We start from the raw sequence: 24,667 nt of genomic DNA, 5'->3' as shown, positions 1-24,667 counted from the left end.
CCATGAATAATATCGTCGTCCTTATTTCAGGTAGCGGCAGTAATCTTCAAGCGATTATTGACGCATGCAGCAATGGCGTAATTAAAAACAGTCAAATTACTGCTGTGATCTCAAATAAAGAGAATGCGTACGGATTAGAGCGTGCACGTGCTGCCAATATTGAAGCGATACATATCGCGCCTAAACAATATGGCAACCGTGAACAATACGATGATGCTTTGGCTGAACGTATTGAGCAATTCAACCCTGATGTGGTGATCCTTGCTGGTTTTATGCGTATTTTAAGCGGTGATTTTGTCCGTCGCTTTAAAGGGAAAATGTTAAACATTCACCCCTCTTTATTGCCAAAATACCCAGGATTAAATACCCATCAACGTGCGATAGATGCAGGCGATACAGAACATGGTACTAGCGTGCACTTTGTTACAGAAGAGCTCGATGGTGGACCTGTTATTCTTCAAGCAAAAGTCCCTATTTTTGCTAATGATACCGTTGAAGAAGTGACGGCTCGGGTACAAAAGCAAGAACATGCAATTTATCCGCTTGTGACTCAGTGGTTAGCTGAAAAACGCTTAACTATGATCGATGGCAAAGCGGTATTTGATGGTGAAATCCTTCCCCCACAAGGCTACGCTGCCCAATAAAAACAAAAGGCGATCTGATGATCGCCTTTTCTCTTTCTGCTTATCGCATTTCAGTCATATCGATTACTGAATGACTCAGCTATTTGTCTTCAACCACCAGCTGATTAAATACTGGCTCACCAAAATGGAAAACAATAAATTCTCCTGTTGCCATTTTGTGCCAATTTTCATCATTGGTTAAAGGCTGAGTAGCAATCACAGTCACCACGTCTTTAGGTGTCGTTTCTTGCTGAAAATCAATCGTGACATCTTCATCAATAAGAGATGCTTTACCAAACGGCGCTCGACGAGTGATCCAATGTAAGTTATTGGTACAATAGGTAAGTACGTACTCACCATTACTTAATAACATATTGTAAACACCGAGCTGACGTAACTGATCACAACACTCTGCAAAATAGCTAAAAACAGGATTCAAATCATCTGGCAGTACTGGAAATTTCGTTTCAAATTGATTCAATAACCAACAAAAAGCGATCTCACTGTCAGTATCACCTACCGCTTGGTGTCGCCCCGTCTTTAAGCTCTCATAACCCGTCAACTGACCATTATGCGCAAAAGTCCAATAATTGCCCCATAACTCGCGAGTAAATGGATGGGTGTTTTCTAAATTCACCGCCCCTCGGTTGGCTTGGCGAATATGACTCACCACTGCACGACTCTTTATTGGGTATTCTTGGACAAGTTCAGCAATACGCGATTGACAGCTTGGGTTTGGATCTTTAAATGTACGAAAGCCTTTACCTTCATAAAAGGTAATACCCCAACCATCACGATGAGGGCTAGTATTTCCCCCACGCTGCATTAAACCGGTAAAACTAAAACAAATATCGGTTGGCACATTTGCGCTCATGCCTAGCAATTCACACATATTCCTTTATGCCCTTTTGTTATTCATTAACGATACTTCTCAACGGTCAGTGTTAAGCTTGGCTTATTCTGCCGCCATTTCTTTTTCAACTAGCATAATTAAAATATGGATAATTTTAATATGAATTTCTTGAATGCGATCAGCGTAACCAAAATGAGGGACACGAATTTCCACATCTGCTAGACCCGCCATTTGACCGCCATCTTTACCCGTTAAAGCGATGGTCTTCATGCCTTTCGCTTTTGCCGCTTCAATCGCTTTTAAAATGTTGCCCGAGTTACCTGATGTAGACAGACCAAATAGAACATCACCTTTTGCGCCAACCGCTTCTAAGTAGCGTGAAAATACGTAATCATAGCCGAAGTCGTTACTTACACACGATAAGTGGCTTGGATCTGAAATAGCAATACCAGGGTAACCTGGACGGTTTTCACGGTAACGACCTGTTAGCTCTTCAGCAAAGTGCATTGCATCACAATGAGAGCCACCATTACCACAAGACAGCACTTTACCGCCCTGCTTGAAAGAATCTGCCAATAGCTTAGCTGCAGCTTCAATATCAGCCATATTTTTATCATCACTTAAAAAGCGATTTAGTACGTCAGCCGCTTCAGTTAGTTCAGCACGGATCAAATCCTGATACATAAGCCATTCTCTCTATTATTCTTTAGATACAAATCAAGCGGGTAAATACCCGCTTGATGTTTTAAATACACCGTTATTCGCAGTTTACATACAAATAACTTACAGTGTCGACTCCTTAACCGAGCCATTGTGAGAATTAATCATTAAAACTTGCTGTAATTGACCAACTGAGTGCGATAAATGCACATTCTCAGCGTCAAAAACACCCGCATGATAGAGCTTACGTTCAACATGCGATTGTACACCCACTAAATATACTGGTAGCTCTGATAAACGATCGAGTGCCGTTTCAAAGGCATGAATCGCTGTAATATCAATGGTTGATACATCACTGAAATCAAGCACTACTGCACGTGTTTCAGTGGTTGCGTGCTCAATCACAGAAAACGCTTTCTCGCTCGCAGCAAAGAACAGCGGACCATTGATATCATAAACCACCACATCATCACCAAAGTTTAAATGCGGATGTTCATCATGGGTAATTGTCACCGTTGTTAACGTTGCAATACGCTGAATAAACAGCACACCAGCCAATAATAGACCAACGATCACTGCCACAACCATATCGAAAGCAACCGTTAGAATGAAACAAGTCATTAATACAGCGACATCACGACGAGGTGCCACTTTTAACGTATGCACGAAGTGAGGTGCTTCAGACATATTCCAAGCCACCATGATAAGCAAGCCAGCTAATGCACTCATTGGAACATAAGAAAGTACAGGTGCTAATACAATCATCGCTGCTAATACAAATAGCGCATGAGTGATACCTGAAATCGGTGAAAATGCACCTGAACGGATATTTGTTGCTGTACGTGCAATCGCCGCCGTTGCTGGAATACCGCCGAAGAAAGGCACCACCATATTCGCAATACCCTGACCAACTAGCTCAGCGTTTGGATTATGTTTCTTGCTTGTCATACCGTCAGCCACAACAGCACACAGTAATGATTCAATACAACCAAGCATGGCAATGGTTAATGCAGACGGCATTAACTCGATCACGGTTGCCCAATTGAAAGTATCTGACTTCCATAACGCCATAAATTGTGGCGCTTCTTGTGGAATACCGTGGCCCACAATATCACCAATGGTGTAGCTAAATTTCTCACCAAGCAAAGTAACATGCTCAGGACCAAATTTATTTAATGCTAACGCTAAAATCGTACCGACAAGCAGTGACACAAGGTGTGGTGGAATACGTGTTTTTAATTTTGCCCAACCAATAAAGACAAAAATCGTCACGATACCCACTATGGCGTCAGCATAGTTTGCGGTTGGCATTGCGTGTGCGTATGCCATTACTTTTTCAGGAAAATGGATTGGACTACCTTGAATATGTAGACCTAATAAATCTTTAAGCTGTAAAAAAGCAATAACAAAGCCGATACCCGCCGTGAAACCTGTCGTTACTGGATATGGCACATATGCCACCAGCTGACCTAGGCGAAATACGCCCATTAATAGCAAGATGATCCCCGACATCATGGTCGCCAACATCAAGCCTGATAAGCCGTATTTTTGGGTAATCGGTAAAAGGATAACTACAAAGGCCGCTGTTGGACCTGTGATATTAAATCGTGAACCACCTAATAATGCAGCTAAAAAGCCCGCCACAATCACCGTATACAATCCATGTTGTGGTGGTACACCGACAGCAATTGCCAATGCCATTCCCAAAGGAATAGCCACAATACCTACAGTAATACCCGATACAATATCGGCACGAAATTTAGAGAAGGAATAACCATCCTTCCACGCCTGTGATAAAGCATGAAATAACAACACAACAAAACCTCTTGCACTTTGCGTACATTTGATAAACAGGAATTGATGTCAACCCGATGTAGGGGGTCCGGCGGGCATGTGTCAGTCGGAATCGGGAAAGGCAACAAAAGGAAATACTATTCCGCTGCGATGATTAAAGTGTAACCACCTGTAATAACGTGAACAGCATCACAATACGGCATATGTTAACGCTCTGCTAAAAATCTGCAAGTGAAAAAAATAATCACGATGATCTCGATCAATCCCAATAAAAACCTGACTCTACCGCATTTTGTATACGTAACAGTTTACTTTCATAGAGAGAATTTAATTTACATTTTGTTAAAAAATACATTACAATCAAAATTAAGTGGTAAGACCTCTTACCTTAAATAATAATTACCCTACAATAATATAAGAGAATGCGTAGCAAAGTACTGAACTCCCCATAATGAAGTCAGGTATCGCTTAACTATTCCTGATTATGTGTAAACAGTATTGCTACACAGATTAAGGAGAATCATTATGGTTACGCTTGCGTATGTCATTGGCTTGATCGGTGCTATCTGCATCTTGGCGTATAATCGCGCATCGCTTAAAACATTTACCGTAATAATTGCCGCAGCTTTAGCTGTTGGTAGTGCATTATCGATAACCAGTATATTTAGCTGGATAGTTTTTGCAGCGATTGCGATCCCTCTTAATACTCCTTTTATTCGAAAAAAATACCTCAGTAAGCCTGCACTCAAGGCATTCAAAGGTGTCATGCCAGAAATGTCGAGCACAGAGAAAGAAGCCATTGATGCTTGTACTGTGTGGTGGGAAGCCGATTTATTTAGCGGTGATCCTGATTGGAAAAAACTCCACAACATTCCAGCCCCTACATTATCAGCAGAAGAGCAAGCCTTCTTAGATGGTCCTGTTAATGAAGTCTGCCGTATGGTTAATGACTTTCAAGTTACCCATGAGCTTGCCGATCTGCCCCCTGAAGTCTGGCAGTATCTAAAAGACAATAAGTTCTTCGCCATGATCATCAAAAAGCAATATGGCGGTTTAGAGTTTTCAGCTTATGCACAATCGCTAGTGCTTCAAAAACTAACCAAGTGTGTCAGGTGTACTATCATCAACCGTTGGTGTGCCTAATTCATTAGGTCCAGGTGAATTACTGCAACACTATGGTACTGAAGAGCAAAAAGACTACTACCTACCTCGTTTAGCTGAAGGTAAAGAGATCCCGTGTTTTGCCCTAACCAGTCCAGAAGCAGGCTCAGATGCTGGCTCAATCCCTGATTTTGGTATTGTCAAAAAAGGCATCTGGCAAGGTGAAGAAGTACTTGGTATGGAGTTAACGTGGAATAAGCGTTACATCACCCTAGCCCCTGTTGCGACAGTACTTGGCCTTGCTTTTAAACTCTCTGATCCTGAACACCTACTCGGTGATCAAGAAGATCTTGGTATTACTTGTGCGTTGATCCCAACTGATCTTAAAGGCGTGGAAATTGGCCGTCGTCACTTCCCTCTTAATGTGCCATTCCAAAATGGACCGACTAAAGGTAATAAGATCTTTGTACCTATCGACTTCATCATTGGTGGTCAAGAGATGGCAGGACAAGGCTGGCGTATGTTGGTTGAATGTCTATCGGTTGGTCGTGGTATTACCCTACCATCTAACGCGACGGGCGGCTTAAAAACCGCAGCCATAGCTACTGGTGCTTATGCTCGTATTCGTCGTCAATTTAAAATGCCAATCGGTAAAATGGAAGGTATTGAAGAGCCACTTGCTCGTATTGTTGGTAATGCTTATGTGCTTGATGCTGCAAGCACGTTAACGGTGGCAGGTATTGATTTAGGTGAAAAACCCTCAGTGATTTCTGCCATCGTGAAATACCACTGTACTCATCGAAGCCAACGCGGTGTGATTGATGCAATGGATATTGCTGGTGGTAAAGGGATCTGTATGGGGCCAAGTAACTTTTTAGCCCGTGGCTATCAAGGTGCGCCTATTGCCGTTACTGTTGAGGGAGCGAATATTCTCACTCGTTCAATGATCATCTTTGGACAAGGGGCGATCCGCTGTCACCCTTATGTATTAGAAGAAATGAATGCCGCTTATAACGATGATCCACAACAAGCATTAGATAGCTTTAATAAAGCCGTCTTTGCCCATATCGGTTTTGTTATCAGTAACATGGTACGTTCTTTCTGGCTAGGCATTACCGATGGCTACGGCTCGACAGCACCACGTAAAGATAAAACTGCTCGTTACTACCAACAACTTAACCGTTACAGTGCTAACCTTGCTCTGCTTGCTGATATTTCGATGGCAGTACTTGGTGGCTCACTCAAACGTAAAGAGCGTTTATCCGCCCGCCTTGGTGACGTGTTAAGCCAACTCTATTTGTCATCAGCTACGCTTAAACGCTATGCAGATGAAGGCTATCAAACACAAGACTTGCCGCTAGTGCATTGGGGATTACAAGACTCACTCTACCAAACAGAGAAGGCATTAGATGGGTTCTTGAAAAACTTCCCAAATAAATTCATTGCGGGCGCACTACGTGTTGTCTTATTCCCGCTTGGACAGCGTCGAATTAAACCTAATGATAATTTAGATCATACGGTAGCACGTTTAGCACAAACACCATCAGCAACACGCGAACGTTTAGGTCGTGGTCAATACCTTGAAGCAACAGAGCATAACCCTGTCGGTATGATGGAAACCGCTCTTAAAGATATCTTAGCGGCAGAGCCTCTTTATGATCGTGTTTGTAAAGCTGCCAATGAAAAACTGCCATTTATGCAATTAGGAAAAGTGGCAGACAAAGGATTGGAGCTAGATGTACTTGAACACGCTGAAGCTGAACTACTACGCCGAGCCGAACGTGGTCGTCTGCGCACCATCAATGTTGATGACTTTGAGCCTGAAGAGCTTGCAGCAAAGTCAAATACTAACCCAAAGCGATCCATTAATAACGCCGCATAGATATTGAACCTTACAGTAACTAAAACAAAGGGAGGCTCATTGCCTCCCTTTTTATGTTCATTTTACTATTTAACGAAATACAGTTACCCCATTACGATGGCAACACTAGCTCATCCTGTTTTTCTTTGCGGCGTTTTTTGAACATTCTCCATCCCAAAATACTGCCAACAATAAAGAAAATAATCGCAATATTCCCCATGATCATAATACGTATGGTTTTCTCGCGAGATTGCTTCTGCTGCTCAATATCATGCAAAATTTGCTGGCGTTGTTTTTCCGCTTCTATTGCAGCCTGATCAACGACATGATTTTCAGCTCGAATATTCTTTACAGCGGCAAAATGGCTTTTTACTAATGGGAAAATCAGCTCTCGTTGATGCAATCTGTCTGTCCCATACACCCAGCCACTCCATGCATATTTCCCTGTCATATCATCATTAGGTAATGCAATAGATAGCTCATTTTCAGTCGGTAATGCGCGTTGTTGAATGATCTGTTGTTTATTCTTAGGTGATGAATATTGGATGTAAGAAGCCAAAGAGCCAACCACTAGCGCATCATCTTGAGGTAACACCACCAGCTGATGAGGATCTTGTGCATTATGACTTTTAATTAAGGTTGCAGAAAAAGGCTTAGGATAAACCAACACTTCCTGCTCTAACGCCCGTGAGAACACCCCATTCATCGATTTGATCACAACACGGTATTTACCCGGCTCAACATCAACAGGTAGTGATAGAGTAAAAATACCGTCTCCAGCTTTTTCATCGCGATCTTGTCCGTCATCTGCAAAATCACCAATCACTGTCGGCTCTGGCTGCATATTGTTAGGCAACACCTGCTCATCAGCAATGAACGGATAAAACAAAATCCGCAATTTCACTCGTTCCAAAAAGTCACGAACCGTTAACGGTTGTTCGTTTTGTAATAACTGAGCTGAGAATTTCAGAACTTCGGATTGATATAAATTTTGCGGTAACGTATCAGCCGTTAAGCGAAGATTCGACAGCAAAGTAATACGATTATCTTGCGATACCCGCCCAATAGCTTGCCAAGGTCCAGCCATTGGTGAATCAATAGAAATAATATCGAGATCGTCTTCAGAGTACCAAGACACATTTTTCGGATGGCGGCTTGAATAATATTTCGAGCCATCAGGGGCAACTAAAATAACAGGACGACTTGGCTCTTCACGTTTAACCATGAACGAGACTTGTTTAATAGTAGGATCAACACGAAAGCGGTTATCAAGCCACGTCATTTGATCATTGCCTTGCGCCCAAGCAAACAACGGCCAAACAGCCGAACATATCCATAACCGCTTTAGCATAACTCTCCTACAGACGCCAAAGAACGTCAGCTTTTTTACCGATCAAATCAAGCCTTTCTTCATGTGCAGTTAGTTCATCGGCAGCAGCAAGGATAACCTTTAATCCTTTTCGATCCCCCGTTAAACGCTTAATTGCAAATTCGGTATCGCTATCACCTTCACTGTCGCTACTTAACTTTAATGATGTTTGACCACCAGTCATCATTAAGTAAACGTCAGCCAGGATCTCGGCATCAAGCAAAGCGCCGTGCAGCGTTCGGTGAGAGTTATCTATGCCATAACGAGAACATAAAATATCAAGGTTATTGCGTTTACCAGGGAACAAGCGTTTTGCCATTTCCAAGGTATCGGTCACCTTACAGATATCTTCGGTCTTCTTAAGATCAGAGCCCATTAAATGGAATTCATAATCCATAAAACCGATATCGAACGACGCGTTGTGAGCGACAAGCTCTGCGCCATCGATGAAATCAATAAACTCTTGGTGGATCTCAGCGTAACTCGGTTTACCGACTAAGAATTCATCAGTAATACCGTGAACATCAATTGCCTCAGGATCGATAGGACGATCTGGTTTGATGTAAACGTGGAAAGTGTTATCGGTCAATTTACGGTTGATGATTTCAACCGCACCAATTTCAATAATACGATGGCCTTCGTAATGCGGGCCGCTCATATTCATACCTGTGGTTTCTGTATCGAATACAATAATGCGTTGGTTAGTGGCTTTCATAGTGGCTTATGTGTCAGACTTAAGTTTTTATCTAGGGCAATACTACCAAATATGATGAAGCAGGTAGAAATTTTCACAGATGGTTCTTGTTTAGGAAATCCAGGCCCTGGTGGCTATGGCGCGGTACTGAGATACAAACAACATGAAAAAGAGCTCAGCGACGGCTTTTTCATGACAACAAATAATCGTATGGAGCTACTTGCTGCCATTGAAGGGCTTGCAAGCCTAAAAGAATCTTGTCGCGTTGATCTTACCACTGATAGCCAATATGTACGCCAAGGAATTACCCAATGGATCCATAATTGGAAAAAACGTGGTTGGCAAACGGCAGATAAGAAACCAGTTAAGAATGCGGATTTATGGCAACGGTTAGATACAGAGACCCAACGCCACCAAGTACAATGGCATTGGGTTAAAGGGCATGCTGGACACCCTGAAAATGAACGTTGTGATGATCTTGCAAGAGCTGCTGCGGAATCTCCCAATCACACTGACGAAGGCTATCAAGCAAGCTGATTTAGCAACTACTTTTGCTTTGCTGCTTCACTTCTGGCTTCGGTACGACAATTCACTTGTAACGGAGCCAACTGACGCCTCACTTTCCATTTCGGTTTTATTGGCTTTAATGGGAATGTGCGCTTTCTAGCAACAATAAAATACATGCTGCCAATTGCAGATAATGGCTCTGATAGGATGTTTTCTAACCAAGCAGAACAAGCTAAATGGCGGGTTGCAGGCAGAACAGCAAATGTTTCGTGATAAATAACTTCGTAATTAAGCAGCCCTAACCAATCCATTACCCGTGACGATAAATACATCCGACCATTCCAAGGTGCTTTGTTACGATTCCACGGTAACAGTCCGCAAATACCATTAATACTCAATGGATTATTACCACTTAGCAATAAATAGCCATCATCAACCATTACTCTATCTATTTCACGTAACAAGCGATGGGGATCGGATGAATAATCAAGCTGATGAATAAGCAAACAGGCATCAAATGACTTCTCAATAAAAGGTAATTCAAAAGATTCAGCTTCTACGTTACGATAAGTACTGAATTTATCTACACTAATTTGATGCTGGATATTACAATGACCACTGGTCAGCTCTGCACTTAAGCCACCAAGCTTTAACATATGGTAACCAAACAGCTTCGGACACCACTCATCGATTCGAGCTTGTAATAACTGTGCCACCCATTCTCCATTGGTCACATCAGACCATGAATAAGGCACTTCGATATGTGTTACTGTACGCGCTGGCTTCATAATAGTACTGCTCAACACCTGAATAAGGCTGGAGAAGAAATTCATGCTAACAGTTAAAAGCATACCCGCATTTAATGACAATTACATCTGGCTCATTCAAAACAAAGAAAATCATTGTGTTGTCGTCGATCCGGGCGATGCAACATCGGTTTTTGAAGCACTAGAAAAAAATAATCTTACGCTGGACGCCATTCTTATCACCCACCATCACTCTGATCACATCGGTGGGATCAGCGAGCTAAAACGTCGTTTCCCAACTATCAAAGTAGTCGGTCCTGCGAGCGAGCCAATTCCAGGTATCACCCAACCTGTCGAAGATGGCGACCAAGTCGACATTTTCGGTGAGCGCTTTATGGTCATGAGCGTACCAGGTCATACACTAGGACACGTTGTATACGTGGGAGATGAGAAACTATTTTGTGGTGACACACTTTTCTCAGCAGGCTGTGGTCGCTTATTTGAAGGCACACCTGCCCAAATGTTCGACTCACTACAAAAAATTGCAGCTCTTCCTGACGAAACAGAAGTTTTTTGTGCCCATGAATACACCGCAAGCAACCTTTCTTTTGCCCTTGTAGCCGAGCAAGACAACCCACATTTGCAGAAATATCGCGATAACGTTATCCGTCTTCGCGCAAACGGTGAAAGCACGCTGCCATCAACATTAAGCTTAGAAAAACTGATCAATCCATTTCTTCGTTGTGATCAGCCAAGCATCAAACGTTCTGTCGCAGACAAAGCGTATGACGACTCTGATCTTGAGACATTCGCAGCACTTCGACGTTGGAAGGATAAGTTTTAATTGACGAAGTCTTGTCACTAAGGTGGTTGGACAAGTATTATCTCCAGCCACTTTATAAAAAGACGACTGTCATGAAATCACGAATTCTATTAGCAAGCGTGCTTTTGCTTGTAGGCTGTGAAACTACACAGCCTCCTACCCAAAAAGCCGATACTAACGATACGAGTACTGTCGTTGAAAAGCCTGCAACAGTAACACTTCCTCCTTTATTTGAAACTCAGCCAAGCGAGGAGGTCACTGAGGTTAAAAAAATCACACCTCAGCAGCAAAAAGATGTCTGGGATCGCATTGCTATGCAAATCGATACCCCTATCCCTAATAACAAACGTATCCGTTACTACCGCAACTGGTACTTAAAACACCCTCGTAACTTAGAAATCATTGCCGAACGCGCCCAACCGTTTCTGTACTACATCACAGAGCAGGTTGAGAAACGTGGCTTGCCTTTAGAAATCGCCCTTCTTCCTATTGTAGAAAGCTCATTTGATACTAATGCCTACTCAAGCAGTGCCGCTGCTGGTCTTTGGCAAATCATTCCTGATACAGGTCGCCGTTTTGGCTTAAAACAAAATAGCTGGTACGACGGTCGCCGCGATATTATTAAATCTACAGAGGCTGCATTAGACCTACTAACTTACTTAAACAAGAAGTTCGATGGTAATTGGCAATATGCTTTAGCTGCCTACAATACTGGTGAAGGTCGTGTATTTAGTGCGATTAAGAAAAATAAAGCTCTCGGCAAACCAACGGATTACTGGTCGCTAGATTTACCCCAAGAAACCAGCAGCTATGTACCAAAACTGTATGCTGTTGCAGACATCATCAAACACCAAAACAAGTATGACTTGCACTTGCCAGCAATCAGTAATAAACCTGCTGTTGCGCTCGTCAAACCCAAGACTCAAATGGATTTAGATATTGCGGCTAAATTTGCAGGTATCAGTACCGCTGAAATTAAAAATCTAAACCCTGCTTATCGTCGTGGTGTTACCGCTCCTAACGGTTTAAATCACTTACTGCTACCGATTAATCACGTTAATGAATTTAATCGTGCATTTGCCAATAACAAACGTAAATCATTAAGCACACTGACAACGACCTATACTGTTAAGTCAGGTGATAGCTTAGGTGTGATTGCAGAACGTCATAACACCAGTGTGGCTGCGCTTAAACAAGTAAACCACCTAAAGAGCAGTCATATCCGTATTGGTCAAAAATTAAAAGTGCCATCGTCGTCAACCTCTCTGGTTAACGTTCAGCACCGTACGGCAATAAAACAGACCCATCATATCGTGGGCCCGGGTGATACTTTGTGGGCAATTGCTCGTCAGTACAATACTTCAGTTAGCTCGCTTGCAAAAGCGAACAAGCTATCAACGAAAGCTACATTACGCTTAGGTCAAAAGCTAAAAGTCAGTACGATTTCTTCGGCAAAAAGTAATATCAAGCCGACGAATAAATCAAAAACGATTAGCTATAAAGTGAAAAGAGGTGACAGCTTAAGTGTTATTGCTCAACGCCACAAAGTTACAGTAAAACAAATAGTAAAATGGAATAATCTCGATAATAAAAAGTATCTAAAACAAGGCCAAACACTCAAATTGATCATAGATACCAGCAAGGTTAAAGCATGACACCCTCGAAAAATCCATTAATTGCTCTCGTTGATCTTTTCCGCTCACCGATTGATTGTTTTGCAGCGGTTTATGAACGTCCTAAATGGGCGTTCTTACCCTATCTGATCATTATTCTTGGCTCATTTATCTTTTGGGGTGGGTATTTTAATCACGTAGATCTCGCTTGGTTACAACAAGCGATGCAAAGCCAATTAGGTACTGTTAACGAAGAAGTTAAACAAGCATGGCTAACAAAGGAAGTGCTATTAGCAGGTGAAGTCTTTAGTGATTTTATTGGTAGAACGGCAGTCATTTTTCTATTAGCGTTATGGCTAAAAATGGCAACGAAGGGCAGCCAATATCAGCATAGCTATGGTAAATGGTTAGCTGCATCTTGTTTTATCATGCTACCTGCATTTATTGGCGATATTGCGAGTTACATTAACGTTCTCTTTAATCATGCCAATATTCTGCCGAATGCCGCTGATTTAAACAGTATTAATGGGTTATTAAAGCTGCCGTTAAATAATCCTTGGGCGCCGTTTGCAACCACCATTCCGCTACTTGCACCATGGTATATCGCATTAACTTATGCCGCTGTAGGTGCTTGGACAGACTTTGATCGCTCTCAAGCCATCATTATTGCTGTACTGCCTTGGATTTTAACACTGATTGTTTAGTCACTTTTGATCCTTGTGGCCTAACACAACAAGCTAATGTGATGAGTGATTTAATCTAAACGTTGCTAATAGTGGATTATGATCAGAAGCATCCGTTCGTGGTGCTTCTGATGTCACTAGCCTTAAATCACGATAATACAAGTGATCCAACGGCTTACCTAATACTCGAATACGTTGATCTTCTGCAAAACTGACTTCTTTTAAGCCTAATGAATGGGCAAATGACTTCAATACTTTGATCCTGCCTTGACGCCAAGTATTAAAATCCCCCGCCAAAATAATTGGTCCAGTATGTTTTGATAATACTGACTTTAAGCTATTAAGCTGCGCTTTATATTCATCCAATCCCAACGCAAAATTCACCCCGTGTAAATTCACCACAGCCAATGTTTGCCCATTAGATAATGAAAATTCAGACAGCAATGCTGATTTTGGCAAACGAAGCCAAGGCTCCATCGCTAAATAAGCACAGGTTTGCTTTGCATCAACACGCGATAAATTCATTACACCTGCTGGCGTATCAAGAAAGCGAAACGCATTGGCCATTCTCACCGTCCAGCTATTAGCATCTAAATAAGATTTTAAATCCGTATTTAAGCTCGCTTCTTGCAATAAGACTAAATCCGTTCCGTGCGCATACTGCTCTAATGCGCTACGCCAATTACTGCGCTGTTGCTTATAAATATTCCAAACTGCCACTGTTAACTCACCATCAATATCTAATGGTGGTGCTATGACGCTTTCCATACAACGGTATGAAAAATGAGGAGCAAAAACCTCATTGGTGACATCTGGCTGAGTGGATATATCAAATGATGCGTTAAACGCACCTAAGCCTAAAGCACCAGCAACAACTCCGACACCAGCAACCAGTTTTGTTTTTGTGTAACGTGCCATATTAACCCTTAAACAGAGCAAGTCAGCTCATCAGAAATGAGCTGACCAAATAAGAAAGTGAAGAATTAAAAACGTGACATTGCCTGTTTGAGGAGAAAAGGATCAGTAATGCTGTCCATTATCGTAATAAGCAGTTGCTGTTAACGCGGTGAAAATCACGGCCACATCTTGATCTGCATTATCTACCGCTTTACGAACAGCAGCCGTAATTACAGCAGCGACTTTATCTTGCGTCTCTTGCCCACGATCAAACCATAATACTTCAACAAACGGGTAAGCATCTGATACTTCGCCATCGAAGATAAATGAAGCTGGAATGTGCTCTAGTGTAAAATCTTCTCGAGGACATGACATTAACGGCTGTAAATCATCAACTAATTCCGTTGATAGTGCTTTTACCGTATCAAATTCAACAGCACGAAAACGAAGATGAGGCATAAAGTATCCTTAATGAGTTAAAGTTAGCTGAACTAGATTACCACTTAACATAGCCTAAGCTCGACAGTTAATTGTTAGTACTCCGTCAATCTCATCATCCATGATCATATACCTTTAGTTTTTCATCACCATAACAGAGAAGAAAAATAACTATGCAAACTCGATAGGTGGATAACAACCCTGTTCTTTTTCTTAAATAAAAATACAAAAAACATCGGTATTTCTGACGTGGCTTTTGAATATAGCAAGGGGGACTGGGTAGGCACTCCGGGGATTCGGCCGGGCTGGTGATCCAGCTCCCAACATGCGATGGCATTAAATACAGCAAAATCAGCTAGTTATTACTGAAATACAAATGCAAAAAAGCCTCGTCATCTCTGACGAGGCTTTCGAATATGGCAGAGGTAGAGAGATTCGACCGGGCTGGCGATCCAGCTCCCAACATGCGATAGCACTAAATACAGCAAAATCAGCTAGTTATTACTGAAATACAAATGTAAAAAAGCCTCGTCATTTCTGACGAGGCTTTCGAATATGGCAGGGGTGGAGAGATTCGAACTCCCAACACGCGGATTTGGAATCCGCTGCTCTGCCAATTGGAGCTACACCCCTGTAGTTCGTGTTTAACGAGACGACGCTCAAATAAAGTGGCGGAGCGGACGGGACTCGAACCCGCGACCCCCGGCGTGACAGGCCGGTATTCTAACCAACTGAACTACCGCTCCACACGGAGATAAAACTTTCGTTTTATCCGACACCTGTCGTTCAGAACAAGTATCTTATCTTTTTTGCTTTCAGATTTTTCTTAAAAATCTGAAGACAGAAAGTAAAGCCTGGCGATGTCCTACTCTCACATGGGGAGACCCCACACTACCATCGGCGCTATTACGTTTCACTACTGAGTTCGGCATGGGATCAGGTGGGTCCATAACGCTATGGTCGCCAAGCAAATTCTTTATTTACTTTCAGTTTTTAAAAAACTGAAGGCAAAAGTAATCTTAGAAAGCTGATTCTCAAACACACGTTCAAGTGTTCTTGGAGTCCGTATAAAACCCCTTGGGTGTTGTATGGTTAAGCCTCACGGGCAATTAGTATCGGTTAGCTCAATGCCTCACAGCACTTACACACCCGACCTATCAACGTTGTAGTCTTCAACAACCCTTTAGAGACCTTAAAGGTCTAGGGATGACTCATCTTGAGGCTCGCTTCCCGCTTAGATGCTTTCAGCGGTTATCGATTCCGAACTTAGCTACCGGGCAATGCGTCTGGCGACACAACCCGAACACCAGCGGTTCGTCCACTCCGGTCCTCTCGTACTAGGAGCAGCCCCTCTCAATCATCCAACGCCCACGGCAGATAGGGACCGAACTGTCTCACGACGTTCTAAACCCAGCTCGCGTACCACTTTAAATGGCGAACAGCCATACCCTTGGGACCGACTTCAGCCCCAGGATGTGATGAGCCGACATCGAGGTGCCAAACACCGCCGTCGATATGAACTCTTGGGCGGTATCAGCCTGTTATCCCCGGAGTACCTTTTATCCGTTGAGCGATGGCCCTTCCATTCAGAACCACCGGATCACTATGACCTGCTTTCGCACCTGCTCGAATTGTCATTCTCGCAGTCAAGCGGGCTTATGCCATTGCACTAACCTCACGATGTCCGACCGTGATTAGCCCACCTTCGTGCTCCTCCGTTACTCTTTGGGAGGAGACCGCCCCAGTCAAACTACCCACCAGGCACTGTCCGTAACCCCGATAAGGGGCCCACGTTAGAACATCAAGCATACAAGGGTGGTATTTCAAGGACGACTCCATAACCGCTAGCGCGATTATTTCACAGTCTCCCACCTATCCTACACATGTAGGGTCAATGTTCAGTGCCAAGCTATAGTAAAGGTTCACGGGGTCTTTCCGTCTAGCCGCGGGGACGCAGCATCTTCACTGCGATTTCAATTTCACTGAGTCTCGGGTGGAGACAGCGTAGTCATCATTACGCCATTCGTGCAGGTCGGAACTTACCCGACAAGGAATTTCGCTACCTTAGGACCGTTATAGTTACGGCCGCCGTTTACCGGGGCTTCGATCAAGAGCTTCGACCGAAGTCTAACCCCATCAATTAACCTTCCGGCACCGGGCAGGCGTCACACCGTATACGTCATCTTTCGATTTTGCACAGTGCTGTGTTTTTAATAAACAGTTGCAGCCACCTGGTATCTGCGACTCCCGGCAGCTTAGAGAGCAAGTCTCATCACCGCTAGGAGCGTACCTTCTCCCGAAGTTACGGTACCATTTTGCCTAGTTCCTTCACCCGAGTTCTCTCAAGCGCCTTGGTATTCTCTACCTGATCACCTGTGTCGGTTTGGGGTACGATTCCTTATAATCTGAAGCTTAGAAGCTTTTCCCGGAAGCATGGCATCAATGACTTCATCACCGTAGTGACTCGACATCGTATCTCAGCCTTAAGATGGTCCGGATTTGCCTAAACCATCAGCCTACATACTTGGACCTGGACAACCGTCGCCAGGCTCACCTAGCCTTCTCCGTCCCTCCATCGCAATTATAAGAAGTACGGGAATATTAACCCGTTTCCCATCGACTACGCCTTTCGGCCTCGCCTTAGGGGTCGACTTACCCTGCCCCGATTAACGTTGGACAGGAACCCTTGATCTTCCGGCGAGGGAGTTTTTCACTCCCTTTATCGTTACTCATGTCAGCATTCGCACTTCTGATACCTCCAGCATGCCTTACAGCACACCTTCAACGGCTTACAGAACGCTCCCCTACCCAATGTGCAAAAGCACATTGCCGCAGCTTCGGTGTATAGCTTAGCCCCGTTAAATCTTCCGCGCAGGCCGACTCGACCAGTGAGCTATTACGCTTTCTTTAAATGATGGCTGCTTCTAAGCCAACATCCTGGCTGTCTGAGCCTTCCCACATCGTTTCCCACTTAGCTATAACTTTGGGACCTTAGCTGGCGGTCTGGGTTGTTTCCCTCTTCACGACGGACGTTAGCACCCGCCGTGTGTCTCCCGGATAGTACTTACTGGTATTCGGAGTTTGCAAAGGGTTGGTAAGTCGGGATGACCCCCTAGCCTTAACAGTGCTCTACCCCCAGTAGTATTCGTCCGAGGCGCTACCTAAATAGCTTTCGGGGAGAACCAGCTATCTCCGAGTTTGATTGGCCTTTCACCCCTAGCCACAAGTCATCCGCTAATTTTTCAACATTAGTCGGTTCGGTCCTCCAGTAAGTGTTACCTCACCTTCAACCTGCCCATGGCTAGATCACTCGGTTTCGGGTCTAATCCTAGCAACTCATTCGCCCAGTTAAGACTCGGTTTCCCTACGGCTCCCCTAAACGGTTAACCTTGCTACTAAAATTAAGTCGCTGACCCATTATACAAAAGGTACGCAGTCACCCAACAAGTGGGCTCCTACTGCTTGTACGTACACGGTTTCAGGTTCTATTTCACTCCCCTCACAGGGGTTCTTTTCGCCTTTCCCTCACGGTACTGGTTCACTATCGGTCAGTCAGGAGTATTTAGCCTTGGAGGATGGTCCCCCCATATTCAGACAAGATAACACGTGTCCCGTCCTACTCGTTTTCACTGATAATGCGTTGTCGGTTACGGGGCTATCACCCTGTATCGCAGAACTTTCCAGAACTTTCACCTAACGCAAAACTAGCTTAAGGGCTAATCCGGTTTCGCTCGCCGCTACTACCGGAATCTCGGTTGATTTCTCTTCCTCGGGGTACTTAGATGTTTCAGTTCCCCCGGTTCGCCTCGTGCTGCTATGTATTCACAACACGATACTTACTTATGTAAGTGGGTTTCCCCATTCGGAAATCCCAGAGTCACTGGTTTTTACTACCTTCTCTGGGCTTATCGCAAGTTAATACGTCCTTCATCGCCTCTGACTGCCAAGGCATCCACCGTGTACGCTTAGTCACTTAACCATACAACCCCAAGAGGTTTCACTCTTAGTCTTCACTTAAAAAGTGAAATAAGTTGGTCAAACAACCAAGGTTTGTGTCTCTCCTCTTCGATCAAAAAGAGCAAGACGTTGGTTTTTCGCCGGACTCGATACAAGACACTTGAATGTGTTTGTTTTGAGAACTCGTTTTCATCTTTCGATGAAAACTATAAATCAATCTATTGATTGAATTTACTAGTCAGCTTTCCAGATTGTTAAAGAGCATTGTGTTTATCGTTAGATAACCACTGTTTAAAAACACTCAAGTGAATGCATTTAAAGAGTGGTGGAGCTATGCGGGATCGAACCGCAGACCTCCTGCGTGCAAGGCAGGCGCTCTCCCAGCTGAGCTATAACCCCAACGATATAAAAGACTTAAAACCGCCACTTTCATCTGAGAGAAAGTGGTGGGTCTGAGTGGACTTGAACCACCGACCTCACCCTTATCAGGGGTGCGCTCTAACCACCTGAGCTACAGACCCAAGTCTTTTTGCGTTCTTTGCTATTAACCAAGCAATCTGTGTGGACACTGCATTCAACAGCAAGTCTTTAGGTAAGGAGGTGATCCAGCCCCAGGTTCCCCTAGGGCTACCTTGTTACGACTTCACCCCAGTCATGAACCACACCGTGGTAAACGCCCTCCCGAAGGTTAAGCTATCTACTTCTGGTGCAGCCCACTCCCATGGTGTGACGGGCGGTGTGTACAAGGCCCGGGAACGTATTCACCGTGACATTCTGATTCACGATTACTAGCGATTCCGACTTCATGGAGTCGAGTTGCAGACTCAATCCGGACTACGACGTACTTTCTGGGATTCGCTCACTCTCGCGAGTTGGCAGCCCTCTGTATACGCCATTGTAGCACGTGTGTAGCCCTACTCGTAAGGGCCATGATGACTTGACGTCGTCCCCACCTTCCTCCGGTTTATCACTAGCAGTCTCCCTGGAGTTCCCACCCGAAGTGCTGGCAAACAAGGATAAGGGTTGCGCTCGTTGCGGGACTTAACCCAACATTTCACAACACGAGCTGACGACAGCCATGCAGCACCTGTCTCAGAGTTCCCGAAGGCACCAAAGCATCTCTGCTAAGTTCTCTGGATGTCAAGAGTAGGTAAGGTTCTTCGCGTTGCATCGAATTAAACCACATGCTCCACCGCTTGTGCGGGCCCCCGTCAATTCATTTGAGTTTTAATCTTGCGACCGTACTCCCCAGGCGGTCTACTTAACGCGTTAGCTCCGAAAGCCACGGCTCAAGGCCACAACCTCCAAGTAGACATCGTTTACGGCGTGGACTACCAGGGTATCTAATCCTGTTTGCTCCCCACGCTTTCGCATCTGAGCGTCAGTCTTTGTCCAGGGGGCCGCCTTCGCCCCCGGTATTCCTTCAGATCTCTACGCATTTCACCGCTACACCTGAAATTCTACCCCCCTCTACAAGACTCTAGTCTGCCAGTTCAAAATGCTGTTCCGAGGTTGAGCCCCGGGCTTTCACATCTTGCTTAACAGACCGCCTGCATGCGCTTTACGCCCAGTAATTCCGATTAACGCTCGCACCCTCCGTATTACCGCGGCTGCTGGCACGGAGTTAGCTAGTGCTTCTTCTGTAGGTAACGTCAAACAATGCCGCTATTAACGACACTGCCTTCCTCCCTACTGAAAGTACTTTACAACCCGAAGGCCTTCTTCATACACGCGGCATGGCTGCATCAGGGTTTCCCCATTGTGCAATATTCCCCACTGCTGCCTCCCGTAGGAGTCTGGACCGTGTCTCAGTTCCAGTGTGGCTGATCATCCTCTCAGACCAGCTAGGGATCGTTGCCTTGGTGAGCCATTACCTCACCAACAAGCTAATCCCACCTGGGCTAATCCTGACGCGAGAGGCCCGAAGGTCCCCCTCTTTGCTCCGAAGAGATTATGCGGTATTAGCTATCGTTTCCAATAGTTATCCCCCACATCAGGGCATATTCCCAGGCATTACTCACCCGTCCGCCGCTCGCCGCCCTTAACGTTCCCCGAAGGTTCAGTTAAGTCGCTGCCGCTCGACTTGCATGTGTTAGGCCTGCCGCCAGCGTTCAATCTGAGCCATGATCAAACTCTTCAATTAAAGTTTTGTTGGTCTTTCGACCGACTCAATGAATACTGTTAATTCATCATAAATGATGAATGAATTGACTGTGCTGATACCGAAGTATCAAATTGGTCACTAGTATCATTGATAAATCTTTTTGACTAATCATTCAACGAGTGCCCACACAGATTGCATGGTCAAATTGTTAAAGAACAATACTGACATCAACGCTTGCCAGTGGCTCGCTCCGTGTCAGTGAGGTCGCATTATAGGAATATTTTTTTCGCTGACAATAGTTTTTTTAAGGTTTTTTCTTTAATCGCAATCGTTTGTCCAATTTTCAAACAACAATCACAAAATAGGGTATTTTTTCACTAACGAAGACGTTTTAAGATCTAAAAAAGAAAAGCAGCGTCAAAACGCTGCTTTTCTCAATCCATCAATTATCTTTAGCAATATTAGGTGGAGATTATTACTGTGCTAACCAAGCTGGAACATCTGCAATGCTGTCTAATACGACGTTTGCTAATACTTCACCTTCTTCGGTGATTGGCTTGCCTGTGCGCACTAATACCTTCACGGCAACATCGGCAGCAGTTGCTGCTTTCATATCATCTGCTTTATCACCAATCATGACTGACTTTGACATGTCAATCTTGAGGAAATCACGAGCAGAGATAAACATACCAGGCTTTGGCTTACGACAGTCACAATCTTGTAGGTAATCACCTTGACCTTTTGTCGCATGATGTGGGCAGTAATAGATACCGTCAAACTCAACACCATTATCAACAAAGTTCCAATCCATCCATTCTGTCAAAGATAGAAATTCGTCTTCAGTGAACATACTACGAGCAATACCTGATTGGTTCGTTACCAATACTAATAGGTAGCCCATCTCTTTTAATTTTTTACATGCTTCAAACACACCATCGACGTATTCGAAATCATCAACGGTATGTACATAGCCATGATCAACGTTAATTACGCCATCACGGTCAATAAAGACTGCAGGTTTGGTCAAAGGTTAGCCCTCATAAATCACAATTTCTTAGATTATGGCACGAGTTAATAGTGAAAAGTACTCGTTATTCACTAACTCGTTGGTAGGAACTCATTTAGACGTCTAGACGTAAAAATAGCTATTGACAGGTTTTGTGATAGAACATAGCATCACAATTACAGGATGATTGCTTATTTAACACCATTAAAACAATCGACCGTAAATTTATACAATAGATATTTAATATCATCCAATAGTTTTATCTAGGAGCAGGACGTTCAATGATAGAAATAAAACAACTCAATAAAGTCTTCTATCAAGGCGATAAGGCTATTAACGCATTAAGCGATATCAACCTTACGATTCAGCAAGGAACTATCTTCGGGGTTATTGGCTCATCGGGCGCAGGTAAAAGTACCCTGATCCGTTGTGTTAATTTGTTAGAGCGCCCTTCTAATGGTAAAGTGATTGTTGATGGTGTCGATCTTACGGCCCTATCTAATCAAAAGCTGACACTGGCTCGTCGCAAAATCGGCATGATTTTCCAACATTTTAACCTTCTTTCATCTCGCACTGTTTTTGATAATGTTGCATTATCACTAGAACTTGCCAATACAGATAAAGCGACGATTAAAGCAAAGGTAACTGAATTATTGGCTTTAGTGGGGCTTGAAGATAAACACTTAAGTTACCCATCAAATTTAAGTGGCGGTCAAAAACAGCGTGTTGCGATAGCACGTGCGTTAGCTTCTGATCCAAAAGTACTACTGTGTGATGAAGCCACCAGCGCATTAGATCCGGCAACTACGCACTCAATTCTTGAACTACTACAAGAAATCAACCGTAAACTAAATTTGACTATTTTGCTGATCACCCATGAAATGGATGTGGTTAAGCGTATCTGTAGTGAAGTCGCCATTATTGGTAGCGGCAAATTAGTTGAACAAGGAGCCGTTGGTGATATTTTCTCGCATCCTAAAACTGAATTAGCTAAAGACTTTATTCGTTCAACGTTGGATTTGTCGATTCCAGCAGACTACCAAGCTCGCATGACACCAACTCAAGTTGAAAACTCATTCCCTCTTATACGTTTAGAGTTCACTGGTGCTTCTGTAGACGCCCCATTGATCAGCCAAGTAACCCGTAAGTTTAACTTAGATATCAGCATTCTTAGCTCTGATATGGATTACGCAGGCGGTGTGAAGTTTGGATTGATGCTGGCAGAATTTTTCGGCGATCACACCGCCGTTGATAATGCGGTTGATTTTCTTCGTCAAAATAAAGTGAATGTTGAGGTACTTGGCTATGTCGCTTAATGATTTAACCCTATGGTGGCAACAAAATACCCGCCTGATTGATTTACTTATTGAAGCACTGGGACAGACATTAACCATGGTGTTTGTATCAGGGCTAATTGGTTTTGTTATTGGTATTCCGCTGGGTGTTACCCTTCACTTAACCAAGAAAAATGGCTTATTAGAAAATACCGTTGTAAATAACATCCTTGGCATTATCGTCAATATCGGTCGCTCTATTCCTTTTATTATCTTGCTGGTTGCAATCATTCCTTTTACCCGCTTTGTAGTCGGTAGCTCAATTGGTACTGCAGCAGCAATTGTACCTTTAGCGGTAGGGGCTATTCCTTTTATTGCTCGCTTAGTAGAGGGGGCATTGTTAGAAATTCCATCTGGCCTCGTGGAAGCAGCCCAATCTATGGGAGCAACACCGCTACAGATCATTAAGAAAGTACTATTGCCAGAAGCGTTACCGGGCATCATAAATGCGGTGACGATCACCTTAGTTACTTTAGTGAGCTATTCAGCGATGGCGGGGACCGTTGGTGGCGGCGGTCTAGGTGATGTGGGTATTCGTTATGGCTACCAACGTTTTGATGGCACTGTTATGGCTATCACTGTCGTCATTCTGATCGTACTGGTACAAATTATTCAATCTGTCGGTGATTACCTCGTAAAACGTGTTGATCATCGATAATCAAAACACTTTAAGGAAAACCCCATTTTAAGGAGAAGTTGTATGGCGTTTAATCTAAAACATGTTTTTGCTCTTGCAGGTGTTGCAGCAGCCCTATCATTAACAGGCTGTGGTGAAAAAGAAGCCGTGGTTGATAACAGCAAGGTAAAAATTGGCGTCATGGCAGGAGCCGAAGAGCAAGTTGCTGAAGTTGCAGCAAAGCAAGCGAAAGAGAAATATGGTCTTGATGTTGAGCTTGTGACCTTTACTGATTACGTATCACCAAATGCGGCACTAGAAGAAGGCTCAATTGATGCCAATGCATTCCAACACAAGCCATACCTTGATCAGCAAATTAAAGATCGTGGTTACAAATTTGCTGTCGCAGGTAATACATTCGTTTACCCAATCGCAGGTTACTCAAACTCAATTAAATCTGTTGATGAGCTAAAAGAAGGCGATAAAGTAGCTGTACCAAACGATCCAACTAACCTTGGTCGTTCATTATTGCTACTTCAACAACAAGGCCTTATTAAGCTAAAAGACGGTTCAGGTTTAACAGCAACTGTATTAGATATTGTTGAAAACCCGAAAAACCTGAAGATTATTGAGCTAGAAGCGGCACAACTTCCACGTTCACTTAATGATGTAGCACTGGCGATCATCAACACCACTTACGCAAGCAGCATTAACCTAACACCTGAACGTGATGGTGTGTTTGTAGAAGATAAAGAATCGCCATACGTGAACCTGATTGTCTCTCGTGCAAACAATGTAGATGCGGAAAACGTGAAGAAATTTGTTCAAGCATACCAATCTGAAGATGTCTATAACTCAGCGAAAAACATCTTCAATGGTGGTGTGGTTAAAGGCTGGTAATCTCAGCATTTGATCATCATACACTTATCGGGTAGGTCTCAGCACCTACCCTTTTTTATGTTATATTCTCAGCTCTTTTGACTTCTTA

General features: G+C 43.7%; 17 protein-coding genes, 4 tRNA genes, 3 rRNA genes and 1 pseudogene. 9 read left to right on the top strand and 16 right to left on the bottom strand.

Going from position 1 to position 24,667, the window contains the following annotated elements; genetic code table 11:
* Positions 1-2 precede the first annotated feature (2 nt).
* Positions 3-644, top strand: a complete 642-nt coding sequence (gene purN, locus Q7674_RS10185) for a phosphoribosylglycinamide formyltransferase (RefSeq protein ID WP_023933347.1) — start codon at positions 3-5, stop codon at positions 642-644.
* A 79-nt stretch (positions 645-723) separates the two neighbouring features.
* Here purN and Q7674_RS10180 read toward each other — a convergent pair whose 3' ends face one another.
* The 3 genes from Q7674_RS10180 to dauA all read right to left on the bottom strand — a co-directional run bounded on the left by Q7674_RS10180 (position 724) and on the right by dauA (position 3,951).
* Entirely contained in the window at positions 724-1,515 is a 792-nt protein-coding gene (locus Q7674_RS10180; RefSeq protein WP_305423674.1) for a class II glutamine amidotransferase, read from the bottom strand.
* A gap of 63 nt (positions 1,516-1,578) precedes the next feature.
* Complete coding sequence (lpcA, locus tag Q7674_RS10175; protein WP_023933349.1) at positions 1,579-2,160, bottom strand: D-sedoheptulose 7-phosphate isomerase; 582 nt, start codon at positions 2,158-2,160, stop codon at positions 1,579-1,581.
* Between the two features lie 99 nt (positions 2,161-2,259).
* Positions 2,260-3,951, bottom strand: coding sequence for a C4-dicarboxylic acid transporter DauA (dauA, locus tag Q7674_RS10170; protein WP_045065001.1), 1,692 nt, complete (start codon positions 3,949-3,951; stop codon positions 2,260-2,262).
* A gap of 504 nt (positions 3,952-4,455) precedes the next feature.
* On the opposite strand from dauA, the pseudogene fadE reads away from it, so the two are divergent.
* Positions 4,456-6,913, top strand: a pseudogene (gene fadE, locus Q7674_RS10165) (acyl-CoA dehydrogenase FadE).
* A 91-nt stretch (positions 6,914-7,004) separates the two neighbouring features.
* Here fadE and Q7674_RS10160 read toward each other — a convergent pair.
* Positions 7,005-8,243 carry a TIGR03503 family protein gene (locus Q7674_RS10160; RefSeq protein WP_045064998.1) on the bottom strand — a complete coding sequence of 413 codons (1,239 nt, stop codon included), beginning with the start codon at positions 8,241-8,243 and terminating at the stop codon, positions 7,005-7,007.
* Between the two features lie 7 nt (positions 8,244-8,250).
* Positions 8,251-8,976, bottom strand: coding sequence for a DNA polymerase III subunit epsilon (gene dnaQ / locus Q7674_RS10155; RefSeq protein WP_305423670.1), 726 nt, complete (start codon positions 8,974-8,976; stop codon positions 8,251-8,253).
* Positions 8,977-9,027: 51 nt separating this feature from the next.
* Between dnaQ and rnhA the strand changes: the two genes are divergently transcribed.
* Entirely contained in the window at positions 9,028-9,492 is a 465-nt protein-coding gene (gene rnhA / locus Q7674_RS10150; RefSeq protein ID WP_008986264.1) for a ribonuclease HI, read from the top strand.
* A gap of 8 nt (positions 9,493-9,500) precedes the next feature.
* Here the strand turns inward: rnhA and Q7674_RS10145 are convergent, their stop codons facing one another.
* The gene (locus Q7674_RS10145; protein WP_008986263.1) at positions 9,501-10,250 is read right to left on the bottom strand and encodes a methyltransferase domain-containing protein; all 750 of its coding nucleotides are present in this window, start codon (positions 10,248-10,250) and stop codon (positions 9,501-9,503) included.
* A 43-nt stretch (positions 10,251-10,293) separates the two neighbouring features.
* Here Q7674_RS10145 and gloB point away from each other — a divergent pair, with 43 nt between their 5' ends.
* The 3 genes from gloB to Q7674_RS10130 all read left to right on the top strand — a co-directional run bounded on the left by gloB (position 10,294) and on the right by Q7674_RS10130 (position 13,348).
* A complete protein-coding gene (gene gloB, locus Q7674_RS10140) occupies positions 10,294-11,052 on the top strand; it encodes a hydroxyacylglutathione hydrolase (protein ID WP_305423668.1) in 759 nt (252 codons plus the stop codon).
* A 71-nt stretch (positions 11,053-11,123) separates the two neighbouring features.
* Positions 11,124-12,686, top strand: coding sequence for a LysM peptidoglycan-binding domain-containing protein (locus Q7674_RS10135; RefSeq protein WP_045064994.1), 1,563 nt, complete (start codon positions 11,124-11,126; stop codon positions 12,684-12,686).
* A complete protein-coding gene (locus Q7674_RS10130; RefSeq protein WP_305423665.1) occupies positions 12,683-13,348 on the top strand; it encodes a YIP1 family protein in 666 nt (221 codons plus the stop codon). The genes Q7674_RS10135 and Q7674_RS10130 overlap by 4 nt, the downstream gene beginning before the upstream one ends.
* A 33-nt stretch (positions 13,349-13,381) precedes the next feature.
* Here Q7674_RS10130 and Q7674_RS10125 read toward each other — a convergent pair whose 3' ends face one another.
* The 10 genes from Q7674_RS10125 to gmhB form a co-directional block, all read right to left on the bottom strand.
* The gene (locus tag Q7674_RS10125) at positions 13,382-14,245 is read right to left on the bottom strand and encodes an endonuclease/exonuclease/phosphatase family protein (protein WP_008986259.1); all 864 of its coding nucleotides are present in this window, start codon (positions 14,243-14,245) and stop codon (positions 13,382-13,384) included.
* 102 nt (positions 14,246-14,347) lie between these two features.
* Positions 14,348-14,683, bottom strand: a complete 336-nt coding sequence (locus Q7674_RS10120; RefSeq protein ID WP_008986258.1) for a DUF1904 domain-containing protein — start codon at positions 14,681-14,683, stop codon at positions 14,348-14,350.
* A gap of 535 nt (positions 14,684-15,218) precedes the next feature.
* A tRNA-Trp gene (locus Q7674_RS10115) sits at positions 15,219-15,295 on the bottom strand.
* 36 nt (positions 15,296-15,331) lie between these two features.
* Positions 15,332-15,408: transfer RNA gene (locus tag Q7674_RS10110), tRNA-Asp, on the bottom strand.
* A 106-nt stretch (positions 15,409-15,514) separates the two neighbouring features.
* A 5S ribosomal RNA gene (rrf, locus tag Q7674_RS10105) occupies positions 15,515-15,630 on the bottom strand.
* A gap of 120 nt (positions 15,631-15,750) precedes the next feature.
* A 23S ribosomal RNA gene (locus tag Q7674_RS10100) occupies positions 15,751-18,641 on the bottom strand.
* Positions 18,642-18,942: 301 nt separating this feature from the next.
* Positions 18,943-19,018 (bottom strand) — tRNA-Ala (locus tag Q7674_RS10095).
* Between the two features lie 45 nt (positions 19,019-19,063).
* Positions 19,064-19,140, bottom strand: a tRNA-Ile gene (locus tag Q7674_RS10090).
* 72 nt (positions 19,141-19,212) lie between these two features.
* Positions 19,213-20,762: ribosomal RNA gene (locus Q7674_RS10085) — 16S ribosomal RNA — on the bottom strand.
* The 16S, 23S and 5S rRNA genes sit together here with 4 tRNA genes alongside, the layout of an rRNA operon.
* Before the next feature lie 436 nt (positions 20,763-21,198).
* Positions 21,199-21,750 carry a D-glycero-beta-D-manno-heptose 1,7-bisphosphate 7-phosphatase gene (gmhB, locus tag Q7674_RS10080; RefSeq protein ID WP_305423663.1) on the bottom strand — a complete coding sequence of 184 codons (552 nt, stop codon included), beginning with the start codon at positions 21,748-21,750 and terminating at the stop codon, positions 21,199-21,201.
* Positions 21,751-22,010: 260 nt separating this feature from the next.
* On the opposite strand from gmhB, the gene metN reads away from it, so the two are divergent.
* From metN to Q7674_RS10065, 3 genes are read left to right on the top strand one after another with little or no spacing between them, the layout of a single operon-like run.
* Entirely contained in the window at positions 22,011-23,045 is a 1,035-nt protein-coding gene (gene metN, locus Q7674_RS10075) for a methionine ABC transporter ATP-binding protein MetN (protein WP_305423661.1), read from the top strand.
* The gene (locus tag Q7674_RS10070; RefSeq protein WP_008986254.1) at positions 23,035-23,721 is read left to right on the top strand and encodes a methionine ABC transporter permease; all 687 of its coding nucleotides are present in this window, start codon (positions 23,035-23,037) and stop codon (positions 23,719-23,721) included. The genes metN and Q7674_RS10070 overlap by 11 nt, the downstream gene beginning before the upstream one ends.
* Positions 23,722-23,763: 42 nt before the next feature.
* The gene (locus tag Q7674_RS10065) at positions 23,764-24,579 is read left to right on the top strand and encodes a MetQ/NlpA family lipoprotein (RefSeq protein WP_045065440.1); all 816 of its coding nucleotides are present in this window, start codon (positions 23,764-23,766) and stop codon (positions 24,577-24,579) included.
* Positions 24,580-24,667: the final 88 nt, after the last annotated feature.

The organism is Photobacterium leiognathi (genome assembly GCF_030685535.1).
GTDB lineage: Bacteria > Pseudomonadota > Gammaproteobacteria > Enterobacterales > Vibrionaceae > Photobacterium > Photobacterium leiognathi.
Note: the sequence above shows the minus strand (reverse complement) of the source record. Positions and strands in the feature narration are given on the sequence as shown.